The following is a 16,962-nucleotide window of genomic DNA, read 5'->3' on the forward strand; positions in this document are numbered from 1 at the left end:
ATTCAGCGGATCATGAGCGCGGCATTGCCAGCCGTCAGAATAATCGTAACCGCCAGGAAGAACATCAATCCTACCGAGGCCAGTGCCGCGAACACATACAGAAGTGTTTTCCCAATGGTTTGCAAGCATTGGACAATAGGGGTGTCTCCTAATGGCTGCATGACTGCGCCGGCCACGTTGTATATCAGAGCCAGAACAAGAATCTTAAGAGCGGGAAAGGCGCACAGAAACAATAAAATAATGACCCCCGTTAAACCAACCGCATTTTTGACCAGCAGACTGGCCGACATAACCGTGTCTGCAGCGTCCGAGAACATCTTTCCAACAACAGGCACGAAATTTCCAGTCACGAATTTAGCTGTTCTCAGCGCTACACCGTCTGTGACAGCACCGGTAGCGCCCTGTACAGATAACACTCCTAGAAAGACGGTAAGTAAAATACCGAGAACGCCTATTCCGACATTTCGCAGCAGGTTCGCCAATTGCGTGACTTTATATCGGTCAGTTATCGCGCTGACCAAGTGCAGAACCGCCGAGAAGAATAATAAAGGGAAAACGACAAGATGTATGAATGTTCCTACGGTATGAATCATGAACACAATCAGAGGATGCAATATCGCCACCGAAGAAATTCCTCCGGTACCGGCAAGCAAGGTCAGCAGCAGCGGCACCATCGCCAGCATGAACTGCACCATTTTCTCAATCGCATCACCAGCATAGGTTGTTGCAGTACGAAAGCTGTTCACCGCCAATATAATAAGGACCATGTAGGCAATTCCGTAAGCAACCTTACTGACGGCATTACGCTCGAAGGCATTCTGCATCGTTTCTAGAAGCATCGTGAACACCGTAAGCAGAACGATTGTCACGAGCAGCTTGCCGCTATAGAGCACCTCATGCAGGAAAAACCGGGCCAACCCCGTAAAAACCTGACCAGCGCTCATGCCCTTTCCTTCAGGAAACATGAGCTGCCGGAGCTCTGGGACCTTACCTTCAGGGAAATAACCGCCATATTCTCCCTTCAGGTCATTCCAATACTTCTGGATTTCCCCAAGCTCAACTTCCTCGCTCTGCCGCTTAGCCAGATCTCCCGGTATTTCACCCTCTGCATTCATTCCGTTGTAGGGCGGTGTCTGTTCGGGAACAGCTGATTGCGCCGCCGCCGGCGAAGAGCTCAACAGAAGCAAGAACATGAGCATAAACAGCAGTATGATTAGCCGTCTTTGCAATCCCGTCTGCCGAAGCATGTTCATCCCTCCCGTCCCATGAACCCCGTCAGGCCGGCAGCAAATTTAATACCGTTTCGACAATGACGCTAATGATGGGCACTGCCATTACTAGAATAAGCATTTTGCCGGCGAATTCGATTTTGGATGCGATGCTTTCAAGCCCAGCGTCCCTTACGATTTGTGCGCCGAATTCTGCAACGTAGGCGATCCCGATGATTTTCAGCATCGTCTTGAGATACACCGCCGGAATACCGGAGCGATCCGCAAGCTCCTCTAGGACAGTGATCACATCGTCGATTTTACCTACGAACGCTAGGAATATCGTTACCCCCACAAACGCGGCTAACAAGTAGGCGAACATCGGTTTTTGTTCCCGGATGACAAGTATGAGTACGGTCGCTAGGAATCCGATGCCGACGATCTGGAGAATTTCCACCTGCTTCACCTACTGGAACAGGAATATTGTCTTGATTTCCTGGAATAGATCATTAAGCATTCGAACCACCATGAACAAGACGACCACAAACCCGATTAACGTTACCCAATGTGCCATATCTTCTTTGCCCATCTGTTTCAACACCGTATGAATCATCGCCACGATGATGCCGATGCCGGCGATTTGGAATATGGTGCTGACGTCGATGTTCATCGTTATGGCCCCCTCAATCTTTCCCCCAAAAGTGACATTAACCTCTGTGCTTATTCTGATTACTTATGGGGGAGCCCCGCGGAATTTCAGCGATTACACCATGAGAATAACGACCAAAGCAGCCCCAAGCATACCTAAGCTACGGCTTAGCTTCTCATAACGCTGCTGGTCATCTCTTGCTGATGATTCCTCTGCCTGAAGCTGGATCATCGCAAGTCGGATATGCTTGAGCTGATCTACTCGTCCGCTTCCCCCAAGCGTTGATCCCAGCCTTAGCAACGCTTCTTTTTCCGTGTTCTTCATGGCTGTCGCCGGCCAATGTTCCGTTACCGCCCTTTCCCAGCACTCCCGAACTGTTTCACCAGATGACGCGGAGCCGCTCTGTAAGGATCGTGATATTGTAGAAAATAAAATGGATAACGGTTGCGTAACCAAATCTGATATTCTCAATAAAGCTTCTGGCAAAGGAGTTTGGCCATAGCTGATTTCGGTCTCTAACCGTTGCAGCGCATGAAGCAGTTGGCGAATTTGTCTAGGTCTGGCAGCAAAACGGGCCGCCTGTACAAAACCAATCATCGTACCCGCGAACAAAATAAACATTATTCCTGCGAATTTAAGCATGGTCCGCACCGCCGCCGCTTGAGATCTGCTCATTTGGAGAACGAATCGCAGGCATTGGCCTGGCTTTAACTGTAACAAGTGCAGGTAACGGCGCTACAGAGTTGGATGATTGTATAGCCTGTCCCCAAGGCGCATCCCTTGGTGCCGCCCCAATGGCAGGACGATAACGGCGAGACGCTTCTACAGCAGCATCCTCGGCTAACACAACTCGATGCTCCACTTTACCAGCGGCTCTGTTAAGGAGCACATATGCACCGAAGACTCCTTCTGACGCGAGCTTAGCCAACACCGGTCTAGCGAATACATCCGATAAGTCTGCTGCATGAGCAGTTGCCAGAACTCGGACACCTGCATGGATGGCTTCATTTAATGCTGCAGCATCCTCCGGTCGGCCAATCTCATCGACAACTATGATTTCCGGCGACAATGATCGCACCATCATCATGATTCCTTCGGCTTTCGGGCAAGCATCGAGTACATCGCAACGCGGACCCAGATCAAAGGTCGGAACCCCTTTCTCACTGGCTGCAATCTCTGAGCGTTCATCAATGATGCCAACCTTGCGTCCCCCCCACCCTTGTGCAGCTGAATGATGCCATTCCCCTGAGCTAAGACAACGGGCCAGATCCCTTATTAGAGTTGTTTTGCCTTGCTGCGGCGGTGAGATGATTAACGTATGACGAATGGTCTTGGATTTAAAGTCAAGCAGCCCTGGAAGCACCTGAGCACCAAACCCGATACGGGCTCTTGCCATTCGTACGTTGAAGCCGGCGATATCCCGCAGGTGAGACACAATTCCATTGTCGAGCACAGTCCGTCCTGCAAGCCCAATGCGGTGACCGCCGGCGACGGTAACATAACCCCTGCGCAGCTCTTCCTCAACCGCATAGATCGAATGATTCGTTACTCTTTCTAGCAGCGCCCGGCAGTCTTCTCTACCTGGTACATAAGCCTCCCGATAATCATCCGTTAATGTCCCATCCGACCGGACAAATGAAAAACGACTCCCATAACTAATCTCGAGCGGCCGATTCTCACGAATCCGGATCTCTTCCAACGTATCCATAGTATGGTCTGGCACTTGCTCCAGCACATGACGCAGGGAAGTCGGGAACAGTTCCATCAAAGCATGTGGCATCTGAGCCCCCCTTTCCGCCAGAAGTTGATCTTTGCTGTTTCATTTGTATGCTTGGACGGCAAAATTATGACTGCTTGACCTACGTTCTTCGCTATTAAGCTACTTTCTCAATATCCCTATTAATAGGCAGCCGACACCTGCGAGAATCCAGATGAATTTGTCCGTAGACAGCTTGTCCGATATACCTACCAGCCCGATCGCTGTCGTAGATATAAGTACTAGCGGACCAACTAGAGCCAGCATGGAATTAACAGCCAGAGCTTTCTGCACATCATTCAGACGAAGCATGACGATCGCTGCCGTCACTTCAATGCTCCCAGACAAAATCCGCAGCAAAGCCATACTAAAAACCGATTTGTCCATTGATTCTCCTCCTACTATGATCACTCGATGATTATATCTATGCAGGCTTGGCGAACAACTTGTCTTATAAATCGGAGTTCTATGCTTACACTTATTATTTGAAATCACCTAAAAGTGGGCAGATGCATATATTGACTTGTGAAATTCCACCTTGTAGACAAACGAGGAGAGTAGAAAATGGAAAAAATGAACTCAGTTTGGCCACAAGAACTATGTGACCCTAGCGGACGAAGGCAAGCTAAGCCCCGCACAAAAGGTTGCACGATGGTCATTGACAAAGGTCTTGGGCTGCATGCGTTCACAGACTTATTGTCCACCTCTGGCGAATACATCGACATCGTTAAATTTGGATTCGGCACAGCCCCCTTGTACCCTTTAGCTATCATTCGTTCAAAAATCAAGCTGGCCAAAGAGCATGGTATTACAGTCATTCCTGGAGGGACTCTGTTGGAAGCAGCGGTGAAGCAAGATTTAGTTCATGGCTTTTTCCGCCAAGTGATGTCCCTTGGCTTCACCGGTGTCGAGGTTTCAGACGGAACGATTGAACTAAGCCGCTCCTTACGAAGCGACTTGATCCGAAATGCAGCGAGTCTCGGTCTTCGTGTGTTCACGGAATACGGAAAAAAGCTGTTCGGGTCACGAATCAATGTTTTTGATTTCGCGAGCACCGCCGAGACAGATTGGGCTTGCGGCGCAGAGTTCGTTACTGTTGAGGCCAGAGAATCGGGGAAAGGCGTTGGCTTGTTCGATGAGCATGGAAGCTTCAGGGATGGAGAATTAAGCCATATCCAAAGCGCGGTTCCAAATCTAGACTGTGTACTGTGGGAGGCACCGCTTAAGGATCAACAGGTTTCATTAATTCAAGCATTCGGACCCCATGTTCACCTTGGCAATATCCCTACTCAAGATGTCATTACTTTGGAAACGATGAGACGAGGTCTGCGTTCCGATACCTTTGACTTACAAAGGGTTTCTGTAACGGAATACATGATCTGAAAATGCTTTGCTCGCAAGCCCCGCGTTCTAAACGCGGGGCTTGTTCCATATTGTGTAAAACAACCCTATTGGGAGGGTATCAGAGTTATGAACGGAGAGCTGGTGCTAGTTGCCCTTATCATTATCGGGCTTATTGGCAGGTCACCTATTATTACGACTGCCGCATGTATCCTATTAATAGTTAAGCTATTAACACTCCAGCGTTATTTGCCTTCCATTGAACGAAGAGGAATGGAGCTGGGACTCCTCTTCCTTACATTAGCGGTATTAGTACCCTTCGCTTCTGGGAGAGTTCAGACCAAGGACGTTGTCTCAGCGCTTACCAGTTGGGTAGGCTGGGTTGCATTAGCCGGCGGTGCTGTTGCAGCTTATCTCAACAGTCGCGGACTTGAAATGCTTAAATTAGACCCCCAACTCATTGTGGGTATCGTGATAGGTTCCATCGTCGGGATATTATTCTTGCGCGGAATCCCGGTCGGCCCCTTGATGGCAGCTGGCTTGACGGCCTTATTCCTGAAGATCATTCAGCTTCTTGCGGGGAAATGATGTCTAATGTCTTCCTCTCGAGATAATCCATAGCGTACAAGCGGAACGGTGAGCATTCGAATAAACTAAGGGATCATTGAAAAAGAGGTGACCCTATAATGACATTGAAATCACAAAGAGTTTCAAGTAAAGAAGCGAGAAGATGGATGGGACAGCCGGTTTGCATCGTGTTGAAGGACGGGAATTATTACGTAGGGTATATAACAGAGGTTGAAAATGGAGAAATCACCTTATCCGGTCAAAAGGGTCTTGGGAAGATGAACAGAAGCTCTATCCGACATGCCGCAAAAGCTCGCGTATCTGGCCTCTTTCCCGAGATGACCTCCCCTGTACTTGGCGGTGGATGGGGTGCAGACCCCTTTGCATTCAATCAGGGGATCGGAGGACAAGGGCGGGCAGGCGGCGGAATACCATCGGGTAGTAAGGCCGCTTTGGGGGAAACTGGTTTTGTGGGCTTTATGAGCAAGCTGGGTAAGGTATGGCCAAGCATTAAAATGGGGATCGGAATGCTGCAAACCATTATGCCGCTTCTAGGAGGACTTAAAATTTAAATGTATTCTAGAGTCTTGGGGTTCGGGTTTCATTCCCGTACCTTAGGGCTTTTGTAACGGACAAGCCTCTATGAAATATAGAAAAGACCGATCAGAACGAATATGAGAGGGTATATATGTTGTTTTGTGCGGCTGTTCCCAGTGACAAATCAACTGCTTTTATAGGCTATAAAATCGCATGCGCGAAAAAATGATTCCTGGGCTAGCATTAATTGGGCATATTTCATAATTCCCTGTGCGACTTCTGGGTTCATCAGTGCGTTTACATCCAATTCTTGAATTTCTTTCTGGTCGGTGGAGTGTTCATGACTCCAGAATTCATCTAGTACAGGAGGCCCGCACTGGAAACCTGTTTCGCGAAGAATAGTCAGCCATTCATCCATTGACAAAATTTTGTCAACTTTGAAGTATCTCGTTATTTCCTTATAAATCGACTCTGGCATCTCTGCAAAAAGAACCATTTCCCGATCCAACAATCGGCCTTTTGGTTTCAGTACTCGATGATATTCCTTTAATGATGTTGGAATATCCGTAAATATTGTAACGGACTCCGCGAAAACAACATCGAACGATTCGTCCTTGAACGGCAATGAGTTTACGTCCCCATGTACCCATTCAATCCCTACGATCCCTTCTTTTTCAGCTCTTTTCCTCGCTTTATCCAACATGATCGGTTGCTGATCAAGGGCAGTAACACGCAAACCCTTCTTCGCAAGATAGCAGGAACTTTTACCTGTTCCGCAGCCAACCTCCAGAATTCGTAGATCTCCAGGCTGATTGATCTGTTTTATCAGCTTCATAGAAGCCTTGAAGCCCCCCGGATGAGCGGAAGCGACGCCCAAGCTTGAAAGCAGATCCATGTAATCCATCGTTTACCTCCCTATATGACCGATACATTCATAGGTATATGGAGCAGGGCTTTATACCGTGATTGTATTTGCCTACTTAAAAATAATTTATGTACTTTAACGTCACAAAAAATCGCCTTTAGCGAATGGCAGGGTGTTACCTCCATTTCAACAAAAGGCGATTTCTCTGTTTGAATATGAGTTTTTATAAATTAAACTACCGACGATCCTGAGGGCCGCCTACATAAGCTGTATCTGCTGTATCCAAGTCATACGCAGTGTGAAGCGCGCGTATAACCTCGTGCACCGGTTCGGCAGCAATGACACAGGAAACCTTAATCTCCGAAGTGCTGACCATTTTTATGCTGACACCTACAGTAGAGATCGCTTCGAACATTTTGGCGGCAACGCCAGGGTTTGATACCATCCCCGCTCCTACGATAGAAACCTTAACAAGGCCTTCCTCATATGTTGTATCCCGGTATGGCACTTCCGATTTAATGCCGGATAAAACATCAATCGCACGCGAGCGATCTGCTAATGAGACGGTAAACGAGAAGTCCGCTTTCCCCTCCTGCACACCGCTCTGGACTATAATATCCACATCAATGCTCTCGCTTGCTAATGCCCCGAACATCTTAGCCAGCACTCCTGGCTCATCTTCTACACCCAGTACGCTAATGCGGGCTACATTCTTATCATAAGCAATTCCCCGTACGACTACGCCCTGTTCCATTTCCGCATCCTCCCTCACCAACGTGCCCTCATTGTAAGTAAAACTCGAACGTACAACCAGATTTACCTGGTTGTGCTTAGCGTATTCAACCGCGCGCGGATGAAGCACAGCAGCGCCTAAGTGCGCCAGCTCCAACATCTCGTCATAAGAAATGACATCCAATTTTCTAGCGCATTTCACCACTCGCGGGTCTGTAGAATAAATCCCGTCTACGTCCGTGTAGATTTCACATACATCCGCTTTAATCGCAGCAGCTAGCGCTACAGCTGTCGTATCCGAGCCGCCGCGCCCAAGAGTCGTTATTTCTCCGCTTTCAGTCATTCCTTGAAATCCTGCTACAATGACAATGCTGCCTTGATCCAAAGCAGTGAATAAACGTTCTGGCGAAATATCACTGATCCTGGCTTTGGCATGTACATCCTCCGTTACGATTCCAGCTTGCCAGCCCGTATAAGACCTGGCTTCATGTCCAAGCTTATGGATAGCCATCGATAATAACGCTACGGAAATCTGCTCACCCGTTGTCAGCAGCATATCCATCTCGCGGGAAGGAGGATTATTGTTAATGCCGTTTGCTTTGTCGATCAAATCATCCGTCGTATCACCCATAGCCGACACGACAACGACAACGCGGTCGCCTTGCAGCTTTTTCTCGACAATCCGTTGCGCTACGCGCCCCATTCGTTCTGTAGTGCCGACGGAACTACCGCCGAATTTCATAACTATTAAAGACACCGGTCGTCACTCCCCAAGTAAAACGGCTCCCCCGACATTGGAACAGGGAATACACGTTTGTTTCATGCGATTATCGTTCCTTTGAATATCTGCACACAACGTTAAATTATAGCACAAGTAAACCGCCCCAAAAATAAAAAAATCCCTGTTTTCGCAAAAATTTTGCGACAACAGGGACTTAGATGTTCCAAATTATGCACGAGAGATATATTTGCCTTCGCGGGTATCAATCGAAAGTATGTCGCCTTCATTTATGAATAGCGGTACTTGCACCGAGAAGCCCGTTTCAAGCTTAGCGGATTTCGTTGCACCCGTAGCTGTGCTGCCTTTGATTCCCGGCTCTGCTTCGATAACCTTCAGGTCGATGCTGTTCGGAATCGTAATCCCGATGATTTCACCTTGGTAGCTGGCGATGTTAACGGTCATATTCTCTTTAAGGAAATTAATTTCCCACTCTAATTGACTTTTGTTGAGCTCGAACTGGTCGTAGGTTTCATTATCCATGAAGGAATATTCAGCGCCGGAGTTATAAAGATATTGGACTGCACGGTTTTCTACATGTGCACGCACAACATTCTCCCCGGCACGAAATGTTTTTTCAACCACGTTGCCGTTACGAAGGTTTTTGAGCTTGGAGCGCACGAATGCAGCGCCTTTACCCGGTTTTACGTGTTGAAAATCCTGCACTGTGTAGAGCTGGTTGTCCACTTCAATAGTCAAGCCTGTTTTGAATTCATTTACGGAAATCACTAGAAAATTACCTCCTGTAGAGACATTGCTCCATAATTAGTCCAGCACGATTAACTGTTTGGGTGAGTGTGTGAGAATTCGGATCCCCGTATCCGTAAATACGATATCATCCTCTATTCTTACCCCTCCGAAACCTGGGAGATAAATGCCGGGTTCTACTGTTACCGTCATTCCGGGAGTCATGACGACATTGCCTGTTAATGATAGGCGAGGCGCTTCATGAATTTCCATCCCGAGTCCGTGGCCCGTTCCATGGCCGAAATATTCACCATAACCATACCTTGTGATGATATCCCTCGTCAAGGCATCCCCTTCTTTCCCCGTCATTCCAGGTACCAGGTGATCGAGCGCATATTGCTGCGCTTCCCTAACGATTTCATAAATTTCACGATGTTTATCGCTTGGTTTACCCACAACAACGGTACGTGTAATGTCCGAACAATACCCTTGATAATAGGCTCCATAATCCAGCTTAACGAATTCATCACGTTCAATGATGCGAGAGCTGGCAACGCCATGAGGCAACGCAGAGCGCTCTCCGGATGCAACGATGGTTTCGAAGGAGGAGCTGGCGGCGCCATGAGAGCGCATGAATACTTCAAGCTCAAGGGCAATCGATGCTTCTGTCACTCCTGGTCTAATGTAACCAAGAATATGATCAAAAGCTTTATCAGCTAAATCAGCCGCAGCTTGCATAATCGCAAGCTCGCTGTCATCCTTGACCATCCGCAGTTTCTCGACAATTCCCTGGGATGGAAGCAGCTTAACGGATGGAAGTTTCTTGCCAAGCACTGTGTATGCCGCAAAGGTCACATCCTGATCCTCAAACAGTAGGGTATCTATTTTCCATTCCATCAGAAGTTCTGCGACAGCGGCATTCATTTCCGCTCCATGCTCTACCACCCGGAATCCTTGTGCTTGCAGCGGAGCTTGCTCTCTGTAACGGAAATCCGTAAGCAGCACAGCATGATCTGCGGTGATGAGGACAACGCCGGAAGAGCCGGTAAAACCAGATAAATAGCGACGATTAACGGCATTCGTCACTAGAATCGCTTGTCCTCCGGATTGGGCTAGCTGCTCTCGCAAAAGCGTAACGCGTAGATTCGGCATGTATTTTTTCCACTCCCTTACTTTGGGATTTTTCTACGATTGAATATGTTTACATAAGGCATGCAGCCCCAGCTCATAGCTAATTGGACCAAATCCGGAGATTTGTCCAAGCATTACGGGAGCCGTTACGGAAATATGTCGGAAGGCTTCTCTTTTATGTATGTTAGAGAGATGGACTTCTACTGCAGGTAGACCGACCGCGGATAAACCGTCACGGAGCGCGTAGCTGGTATGGGTCAAAGCCCCGGGATTGATAAGAATACCATCGTGGATTCCAAATGCCGCATGGATTTCATCAAGAAGAGCGCCCTCATGATTAGATTGAAAAAAATGCAGCTGGACGCCAAGCGTTTCCCCTAACTTCTTTAGTCGAGCTTCTATCTCCGCCAATGTAACCGTTCCATAGACTCCGGGTTCCCGAATACCTAACATATTCAGATTCGGCCCGTTTATGACCAATATACTGAGCATATCCCGTATCTCCTCCCGCTTCCGGCCAATTTAAGCTAGTGCCGGAATGCCGCTTTTCAGCCGATAAAGTTCATCAGACATTGTAACACAAGCGGGAACCCAAGAAAACGGTTGTTTGTAAGGACAGCTACAGTAATAGACGCAATACACCTATGGTCAAGAAGAAGTTTCGGGGGAGCCGTCAGCCTTTTTCTTCTGAGGCTCACGATCCGATTCATTATGGAACTCGAAAGCAATGCTATATCCGATAAATAGTCCCCACATCATGAACAGACAAAAATCTGTCACGATACTATTCCACCCGATTTGTTGTAAAGGAGGAACCGCACCAATTATAGGTCCTGCGAAAGCGTAGACTAGTCCCCACCATGCAATGCCCATTAGTAAACCTGGCCAAGGTCCCTTGAAGCGTCCTAAAACCAGGAAATAGATGAGGGCAGCCACGATAGACATGACTATGAAGGCAGCTAAACCAGCCGCTTGCCATAAGATACCTCCCAAAACCTCTCTCTTTACAAAAGGATCGAGCAGAAATGCCTGATTTACTTTTGTAAAATTTAATCCCGTTGACAACCAACGAACCAAACCCCAAATTATTCCTGCAAAAAAGCCTATCTTCAAGCTATACACAATGGGTTGCATATCAATCGGATTGTCACAGCTTTCCTGCTGTTCCTTTGACCCTGCCTGAGTGTTCAACAGATCAACCACCTCATAACAATTTGAAAAACTGCCGCTTATTATCTCCAATGTATGGTCATGTTAGCCTAATGCGGCAGCTTACTTCCATTCCCTGTGGCTTTCCATACCTTAATCTAGTAAAATAGATGTACTTGGGAGTTCTCTTTTGACACCCAGAGTTACAAAGAAGCAGGTGGTCATTCATGTCGCAGCAACCGAACGCTTATGGCGGTCAAGCTGTAATAGAAGGTGTCATGTTCGCGGGTAAGCACGTTCACGTAACAGCAGTAAGGCGCAAGGATAAACAAATCACTTATCTCGAGGTGCCGAAGAAGCCAACACCGATTCTAAACAAAATAAAAAAAATCCCTTTTATACGCGGAATTGTCGGCATTGTCGAATCTGCAGCCAAGGGCTCCCAGCATCTAACCTACTCTGCCGAGGCATATGCAGATGACGAAACTAGTCCGGAGGACAAGGCAAAGCCGAAGGAGAAGGAACGCTGGAATTTGACGATGATATTAGGCGTTGCTCTTGTAGGTGTCCTTTCCTTCGTCGTTGGCAAACTTATTTTCACTTTAGTTCCAGCTTTTTTAGAAAGTTTGATCTTTGGTCAAGCATTCGAGAATATGATATTGCACAACCTGCTTGAAGGCGTTATCAAAATCGTTTTCCTGCTCTGTTATTTGTTCTTTATTTCCCAAACCCCTCTTATTAAACGGCTATTTCAATACCACGGCGCGGAACATAAGGTAATCAGTGCATATGAAGCAGGTTCCGAATTAACCGTTGCCAACGTTCAGAAGTTCAGCCGGTTGCATTACCGATGCGGCAGCAGCTTCATTATTTTTACCGTTCTAGTTGGTATTATCATCTATTCCTTCTTCTCTTGGGACTCTATGGGAGAGCGTATTATCCAACGTATCGTGTTACTTCCGGTTGTTCTAGGCGTTTCTTACGAGGTGCTTAGATGGACGAATGCATTACGAGATATTCCGGTCTTGAAATGGCTGGGTGCACCCGGTTTATGGCTGCAGCTGCTAACGACCAAAGAACCCAACGACGACCAGGTGGCTGTGTCCATTGCTTCCTTCAATAGAATGAGAGAGCTGGATCAGCAGGTTAGCCCGCTTGAAGCAGGAGCAAAATCAGTTCTTGCGAAATAATGACTACAAATGCAACTTAGATTGTTGCGAATTGTAGCCTACAAGGAGGAGGAGTTTGATGAGAAGCCGAATCCAACCATGGTTTGCCGTAGTTCTTGTGTTGATGGGCATTGGTTTAGCCTCACAGCTGTATCAGGGAGCTGCTCGATCTTTAATTGTTCCCCTTGTGTTAGTAGCTGTCGTGTTTCTGCTGTATAAGTTCCCGCCGTCTCGCTGGAAGAAGCCCAACTATCGCGGGAATGCACCCAAGCTTGGCAAAAACCCAGATATACGCGCGAGCGCTAAAGCCAAATCCGAGAGACGTCGTTCATCGCCTTTCACTGTTATTGAAGGCCGCAAGAGCAAGGAAGACGAACCTCCGCGTTACCATTAATAAAACAACCGCCTTACAACAGGAGAACCCTGCCGTGAGGCGGTTGTTCTATTTCCGGGGCGTAAAAGACACCTTCATCGTAACTGCTTGACGATTCCAGCTCTGAAAGAACTTCTCCCCTGCCTGAAGTCCGGAAGCATACAAATCCATGCTTGACTGTGGAGTTAGATTAAATTGCGTTGAACTGACTCCCAATGAGGGGATCTTGATCGTTCGTACGCGATTTTGTTTCTCGATGTAACGTTCATCATGCGCATTCAGCATCGTATCGAACATGGCTTGGAACATGGTAATCGGTCCGACGATCCGGTGCGGCTGCGCTTCGGTTCGACCAACCGTTTGAAAGCCCAGTACCGGTATAGGTACACCCATCTGAACATCATCCTCGAATAACCACAAGGGGAAGTTGCTTAATAAGCTTCCATCCACGACATAAGAAGATTTAGCTTTTACCCTATTCTTCTTCCGTTCTTTGGCTGACTGGCGCAAAACGACAGGATCGAAGAAATAAGGAATACTTGTGCTCATTCGTATAGCGCGTGCCACCGACAACCGATCAGGTGCAATCCCATAGTTAGATATATCATCGGGCAACACCAACAGCTTCGCATTCGTAATGTCTGAAGCAATAATACGAAGCTTGCCAGGAGGAATATCTCCGAAGGTTCGGATTTGTTTAGCATACAGCAACTCGGCTATCCACTGCTCTATAGCATCGCCCGAGTACAAGCCCTTATACAATAACAATCGAATCGCGGGCCCAATCAGCTTGGTGTTAAATAGAAGATTTCGTTTCAGCAAGGATTGAAAGGGAGTTCTCTCAATAATTCCCTTCATTTCCGTACCGGTATAACCCGCAGCAATGAGTGCAGCTACTATACTCCCCGATGAAGTACCCGCGACCCGGTTAAAGACGACCCCGCTCAATTCAGCAGCACGAACCGCTCCAGTGAGAGATATCCCTTTAACTCCGCCACCCTCGAATACGGCATTTACGGGAGTCGTTTGCACCTAGACATCGCCTCCATCTATCGAATTACATTCCCTTGCTCTCGCTAACATCCTTATGCAAGTTGTTATCTGTCTAATACAAAATAAAAAAAGCTGCTTGACCGCAGATTTCTCTAGCGGTAAAACAGCCTTCGTTATTTCATTTATCAGTCATTGTCCAGCTCGGTACGAATTCGGTTTAACTCCATTCCCCGAGAGGGATCTCGATTGAAATACTCTACGAGCGTTTCGATACAAGTAATGGAATCCCAGCTCAAGTGATGTTCGATACCTTCTACGTCCTGATAAACATTCTCTTCCTGAACCCCAATAATATTCAAGAAGGATTCCAAAAGATGGTGCCTGTCGACAAGCCTCTTGCCCATCTTCTTCCCTTTGTTGGTTAAGACGAGGCCTCGATATTTTTCATAAATTAAGTAACTGTCCTTGTCGAGCTTCTGGATCATCTTGGTGACCGATGAGGGATGCACATCCAGCCCTTCGGCGATATCAGAGACACGGGCATATCCCTTCTCGTCTATCAACCGGTATATACGCTCGAGATAGTCTTCCATACTTGGGGTTGGCAACGCAAATCCCCCTTTCCTAGAATATCATACACTTCCATGAGGGGGTCGGGCAAGTCTCTTAGTAGATCATCCAGTCAGGCGTTATGCTTTGAAGCCAGATCGTGATGATAATCATGCGGTCTGTAAATAAAAGAAAGCCCATGATAATCATCATCGCTCCGCCGATTTTCATGAGTAAATTCGAGTATTTAAGAATCCATCTCGTGGAGCCCAGGAAAAAAGCCAATACAAAAAACGGAATCGCAAATCCGATGGAATAAGCTGTAGTCAATCCGACCCACGTTCCGGGATTGGATGCCGCTAAAGCAAGGATAGTCGCCAGAATTGGACCTATACAAGGAGACCAGCCTGCAGAAAAACCAATGCCGAAGATGAAAGAGCCCAAGTAGCCTGCAGGCTTCCACTTCATGTTAAGCTTACGTTCCTTCATCAATAGGTGGGGCTGGAATATCCCGAGAAGAACTAAACCCATAAGGACAATAAAAATCGCCGATAACTTGCGGATCATATCCTGGTGATCGCGGAATACATCCGCAAAGGCATTCGATCCATACCCAAGAGCGAAAAATACAGCCGAGAAGCCGAGGATAAAAAAGAAAGTATGGCTCATCGTTTTGAACCGCATACTGGTGCTCGTATCCGTCTTAATCTGAGAAACGGAAACACCGGTTATATAGGAAAGATAAGCAGGATACAGCGGTAAGCAGCAGGGCGAAATAAAGGAAATAAACCCTGCGACAAGAGCGATCCACACATTCACGTCAGCCATTATTGCTTCCTCCTATCTTCTAAGTCCGCAACATCCGCTTGGTCATAAGGGAAACTCCAAGAATACCGATGAGGACCAGCACAATCGTACCTCCAGGAGCTAAGTTCCATACTCCTGCCATCCACAAGCCGGTTAATACCGCTATCTCGCCAATGATAACAACGAGAATAATGGCTTGCTTGAAGCTTCGCGATAAGGTCAAGCTGCATGCTGCCGGAATCGTCAAGAGTGCAGAGACCAGAAGTGCGCCTACGATTTTAATTGAGGCACTTATAACCAACGCGGTCAAAATACTCAGCATAACGTTGAAATAGCGCACAGGCAAACCGCTTACAGCTGCGGCATCCTCATCGAAGGTGAGCAGAAATAGCTCCTTCTTATGTAACAGTACCATAGAAAGCACAATGACGGTTACCCCGGCAATGACTGCCAAATCCGTATTATCAAGGGTATAAATACTGCCGAACAAATAAGAGTTTACATTGAGATTAAAGCCTTTTCCCATCGTGAACAGCAAGGAAGCCAAAGCAATACCGCCAGACATAATAATTGCAATAGACAATTCAGCATAAGTCCGATAAGTTCGACGGAGCATCTCGATCGCGAATGAGGCCAGTATCGCGAATACTAACCCTACTGCAACCGGGTAAATTTCGAGTAGAAAACCAAGTGCTACGCCTGCTATGCTTACATGTGCAAGCGTATCTCCGATCATAGCTAAACGTCTAAGGACAAGAAACAGCCCCATTAGCGGGGCTGTAATTGCGATAAGAGCTCCCCCAATGAGAGCCCTCTGAAAAAATTCAGCCGTTAGGATATCCAAATCGAACTAACCTTCTTTCCTCAATGAGTGCAGCAGGTCCGTTCCGTCGCAATCCTCAAGATCATGGGAATGGCGAACATAGAACGATAGCTTACCGCAGGTTTCCTTGGGTTCCTGTCCCAAATAAGAACGCACCATGTCCAGATCATGGGAAACCATAAGGAAAGTAATATTATGACGCTGGTGCATATGCCGAATGAGCTGGAAGAAGTTCTGTTGCGTCTCTATGTCAATTCCGGATAACGGCTCATCTAGAATGAGCAGCTTAGGGTTATTGATTAGCGCACGGGCAAGGAACACACGCTGCTGTTGCCCGCCTGATAATGCACCTATTCTTTTATCGCCCAAATCCTGTATTTGGAGTGCGCCAAGCGCATCCTCCGCACGAGTAATATCATTCTTGGAAACTTTGCGGAATAGCTTCTTGCGACCATATAGGCCGGATAACACCACTTCTCTTACCGTTGCGGGAAACAGAGGGTTGAAGTTATTTCTCTGAGGCACATATCCGATCTGATTCCAATCCTTAAATTGATCGGCAGACGTTCCGAACAAGGAAATGGTACCCTTCTGCGGCTGGGTTAAACCGACGATCATACGCAACAACGTGGTTTTCCCTGCTCCGTTCGAGCCAATTAACCCAACAAAATCACGTTCCCTAATTGTAAAAGAAATATCAGAGAGAATGGACTGGGAATCAAACGAAAAAGATACCCCGTCCAGCTTGATGATTTCCTGATGGCATCCTGCGATAGGTTGCTGCTGAGTCATTACTGTTGCTGCATTGCTGTTCATGGAGGTCTCCTCCTCTTCCTAGGCTGCCGTAT

Annotated in this window: 22 protein-coding genes; 5 read left to right on the plus strand and 17 right to left on the minus strand. The window is 47.3% G+C overall.

What is annotated here, in order from left to right:
* Nucleotides 1–2 precede the first annotated feature (2 nt).
* The 6 genes from spoIIIAE to ACESLK_RS15680 all read right to left on the minus strand — a co-directional run bounded on the left by spoIIIAE (nt 3) and on the right by ACESLK_RS15680 (nt 4,000).
* Nucleotides 3–1,253: a stage III sporulation protein AE gene (gene spoIIIAE, locus ACESLK_RS15655; protein WP_373230487.1), complete on the minus strand. Its 1,251-nt coding sequence runs from the start codon at nt 1,251–1,253 to the stop codon at nt 3–5.
* Between the two features lie 22 nt (nt 1,254–1,275).
* Nucleotides 1,276–1,665: a stage III sporulation protein AD gene (spoIIIAD, locus tag ACESLK_RS15660; RefSeq protein WP_373230550.1), complete on the minus strand. Its 390-nt coding sequence runs from the start codon at nt 1,663–1,665 to the stop codon at nt 1,276–1,278.
* Between the two features lie 9 nt (nt 1,666–1,674).
* Nucleotides 1,675–1,878 carry a stage III sporulation protein AC gene (spoIIIAC, locus tag ACESLK_RS15665; protein WP_232184200.1) on the minus strand — a complete coding sequence of 68 codons (204 nt, stop codon included), beginning with the start codon at nt 1,876–1,878 and terminating at the stop codon, nt 1,675–1,677.
* 93 nt (nt 1,879–1,971) lie between these two features.
* Nucleotides 1,972–2,499 carry a stage III sporulation protein SpoIIIAB gene (spoIIIAB, locus tag ACESLK_RS15670; RefSeq protein WP_373230551.1) on the minus strand — a complete coding sequence of 176 codons (528 nt, stop codon included), beginning with the start codon at nt 2,497–2,499 and terminating at the stop codon, nt 1,972–1,974.
* Nucleotides 2,492–3,637 (minus strand): stage III sporulation protein AA, encoded by a 1,146-nt coding sequence (gene spoIIIAA / locus ACESLK_RS15675; RefSeq protein ID WP_373230489.1) that lies wholly within the window; start codon nt 3,635–3,637, stop codon nt 2,492–2,494. The genes spoIIIAB and spoIIIAA overlap by 8 nt, the downstream gene beginning before the upstream one ends.
* 99 nt (nt 3,638–3,736) lie before the next feature.
* Complete coding sequence (locus tag ACESLK_RS15680) at nt 3,737–4,000, minus strand: YqhV family protein (RefSeq protein WP_373230490.1); 264 nt, start codon at nt 3,998–4,000, stop codon at nt 3,737–3,739.
* 186 nt (nt 4,001–4,186) lie between these two features.
* Between ACESLK_RS15680 and comA the strand changes: the two genes are divergently transcribed.
* The 3 genes from comA to ACESLK_RS15695 all read left to right on the plus strand — a co-directional run bounded on the left by comA (nt 4,187) and on the right by ACESLK_RS15695 (nt 6,093).
* The gene (comA, locus tag ACESLK_RS15685) at nt 4,187–4,996 is read left to right on the plus strand and encodes a phosphosulfolactate synthase (protein WP_483862619.1); all 810 of its coding nucleotides are present in this window, start codon (nt 4,187–4,189) and stop codon (nt 4,994–4,996) included.
* Nucleotides 4,997–5,083: 87 nt separating this feature from the next.
* A complete protein-coding gene (locus tag ACESLK_RS15690; RefSeq protein ID WP_373230492.1) occupies nt 5,084–5,542 on the plus strand; it encodes a DUF441 domain-containing protein in 459 nt (152 codons plus the stop codon).
* A gap of 98 nt (nt 5,543–5,640) precedes the next feature.
* A complete protein-coding gene (locus tag ACESLK_RS15695; protein WP_373230493.1) occupies nt 5,641–6,093 on the plus strand; it encodes a hypothetical protein in 453 nt (150 codons plus the stop codon).
* Between the two features lie 149 nt (nt 6,094–6,242).
* Here the strand turns inward: ACESLK_RS15695 and ACESLK_RS15700 are convergent, their stop codons facing one another.
* The 6 genes from ACESLK_RS15700 to ACESLK_RS15725 form a co-directional block, all read right to left on the minus strand.
* Complete coding sequence (locus ACESLK_RS15700) at nt 6,243–6,962, minus strand: class I SAM-dependent methyltransferase (protein ID WP_373230494.1); 720 nt, start codon at nt 6,960–6,962, stop codon at nt 6,243–6,245.
* Between the two features lie 196 nt (nt 6,963–7,158).
* Nucleotides 7,159–8,412 carry an aspartate kinase gene (locus tag ACESLK_RS15705; protein WP_373230495.1) on the minus strand — a complete coding sequence of 418 codons (1,254 nt, stop codon included), beginning with the start codon at nt 8,410–8,412 and terminating at the stop codon, nt 7,159–7,161.
* Nucleotides 8,413–8,604: 192 nt separating this feature from the next.
* Nucleotides 8,605–9,162 carry an elongation factor P gene (gene efp / locus ACESLK_RS15710; protein WP_373230496.1) on the minus strand — a complete coding sequence of 186 codons (558 nt, stop codon included), beginning with the start codon at nt 9,160–9,162 and terminating at the stop codon, nt 8,605–8,607.
* Between the two features lie 36 nt (nt 9,163–9,198).
* Nucleotides 9,199–10,272 carry a M24 family metallopeptidase gene (locus ACESLK_RS15715; protein WP_373230498.1) on the minus strand — a complete coding sequence of 358 codons (1,074 nt, stop codon included), beginning with the start codon at nt 10,270–10,272 and terminating at the stop codon, nt 9,199–9,201.
* A 33-nt stretch (nt 10,273–10,305) separates the two neighbouring features.
* Nucleotides 10,306–10,743, minus strand: a complete 438-nt coding sequence (aroQ, locus tag ACESLK_RS15720) for a type II 3-dehydroquinate dehydratase (RefSeq protein ID WP_373230501.1) — start codon at nt 10,741–10,743, stop codon at nt 10,306–10,308.
* Between the two features lie 156 nt (nt 10,744–10,899).
* Nucleotides 10,900–11,442, minus strand: a complete 543-nt coding sequence (locus ACESLK_RS15725; RefSeq protein ID WP_373230502.1) for a YqhR family membrane protein — start codon at nt 11,440–11,442, stop codon at nt 10,900–10,902.
* A gap of 185 nt (nt 11,443–11,627) precedes the next feature.
* On the opposite strand from ACESLK_RS15725, the gene ACESLK_RS15730 reads away from it, so the two are divergent.
* Both ACESLK_RS15730 and ACESLK_RS15735 read left to right on the plus strand, forming a co-directional pair.
* Entirely contained in the window at nt 11,628–12,590 is a 963-nt protein-coding gene (locus ACESLK_RS15730; RefSeq protein ID WP_373230503.1) for a DUF1385 domain-containing protein, read from the plus strand.
* A 58-nt stretch (nt 12,591–12,648) separates the two neighbouring features.
* Entirely contained in the window at nt 12,649–12,963 is a 315-nt protein-coding gene (locus tag ACESLK_RS15735) for a hypothetical protein (RefSeq protein ID WP_373230504.1), read from the plus strand.
* A 48-nt stretch (nt 12,964–13,011) separates the two neighbouring features.
* Here ACESLK_RS15735 and ACESLK_RS15740 read toward each other — a convergent pair whose 3' ends face one another.
* The 5 genes from ACESLK_RS15740 to ACESLK_RS15760 form a co-directional block, all read right to left on the minus strand.
* Nucleotides 13,012–13,974, minus strand: coding sequence for a patatin-like phospholipase family protein (locus ACESLK_RS15740; RefSeq protein WP_373230506.1), 963 nt, complete (start codon nt 13,972–13,974; stop codon nt 13,012–13,014).
* A 146-nt stretch (nt 13,975–14,120) separates the two neighbouring features.
* Nucleotides 14,121–14,543: a transcriptional regulator MntR gene (mntR, locus tag ACESLK_RS15745; protein WP_373230507.1), complete on the minus strand. Its 423-nt coding sequence runs from the start codon at nt 14,541–14,543 to the stop codon at nt 14,121–14,123.
* Between the two features lie 58 nt (nt 14,544–14,601).
* A complete protein-coding gene (locus tag ACESLK_RS15750; protein ID WP_373230508.1) occupies nt 14,602–15,312 on the minus strand; it encodes a cytochrome c biogenesis CcdA family protein in 711 nt (236 codons plus the stop codon).
* A 19-nt stretch (nt 15,313–15,331) separates the two neighbouring features.
* Complete coding sequence (locus ACESLK_RS15755) at nt 15,332–16,135, minus strand: metal ABC transporter permease (protein ID WP_373230509.1); 804 nt, start codon at nt 16,133–16,135, stop codon at nt 15,332–15,334.
* Between the two features lie 6 nt (nt 16,136–16,141).
* A complete protein-coding gene (locus ACESLK_RS15760) occupies nt 16,142–16,930 on the minus strand; it encodes a metal ABC transporter ATP-binding protein (protein ID WP_373230510.1) in 789 nt (262 codons plus the stop codon).
* Between the last annotated feature and the right edge of the window lie 32 nt (nt 16,931–16,962).

The sequence above is a fragment of the Cohnella sp. genome (assembly GCF_041640265.1).
GTDB lineage: Bacteria > Bacillota > Bacilli > Paenibacillales > Paenibacillaceae > Cohnella.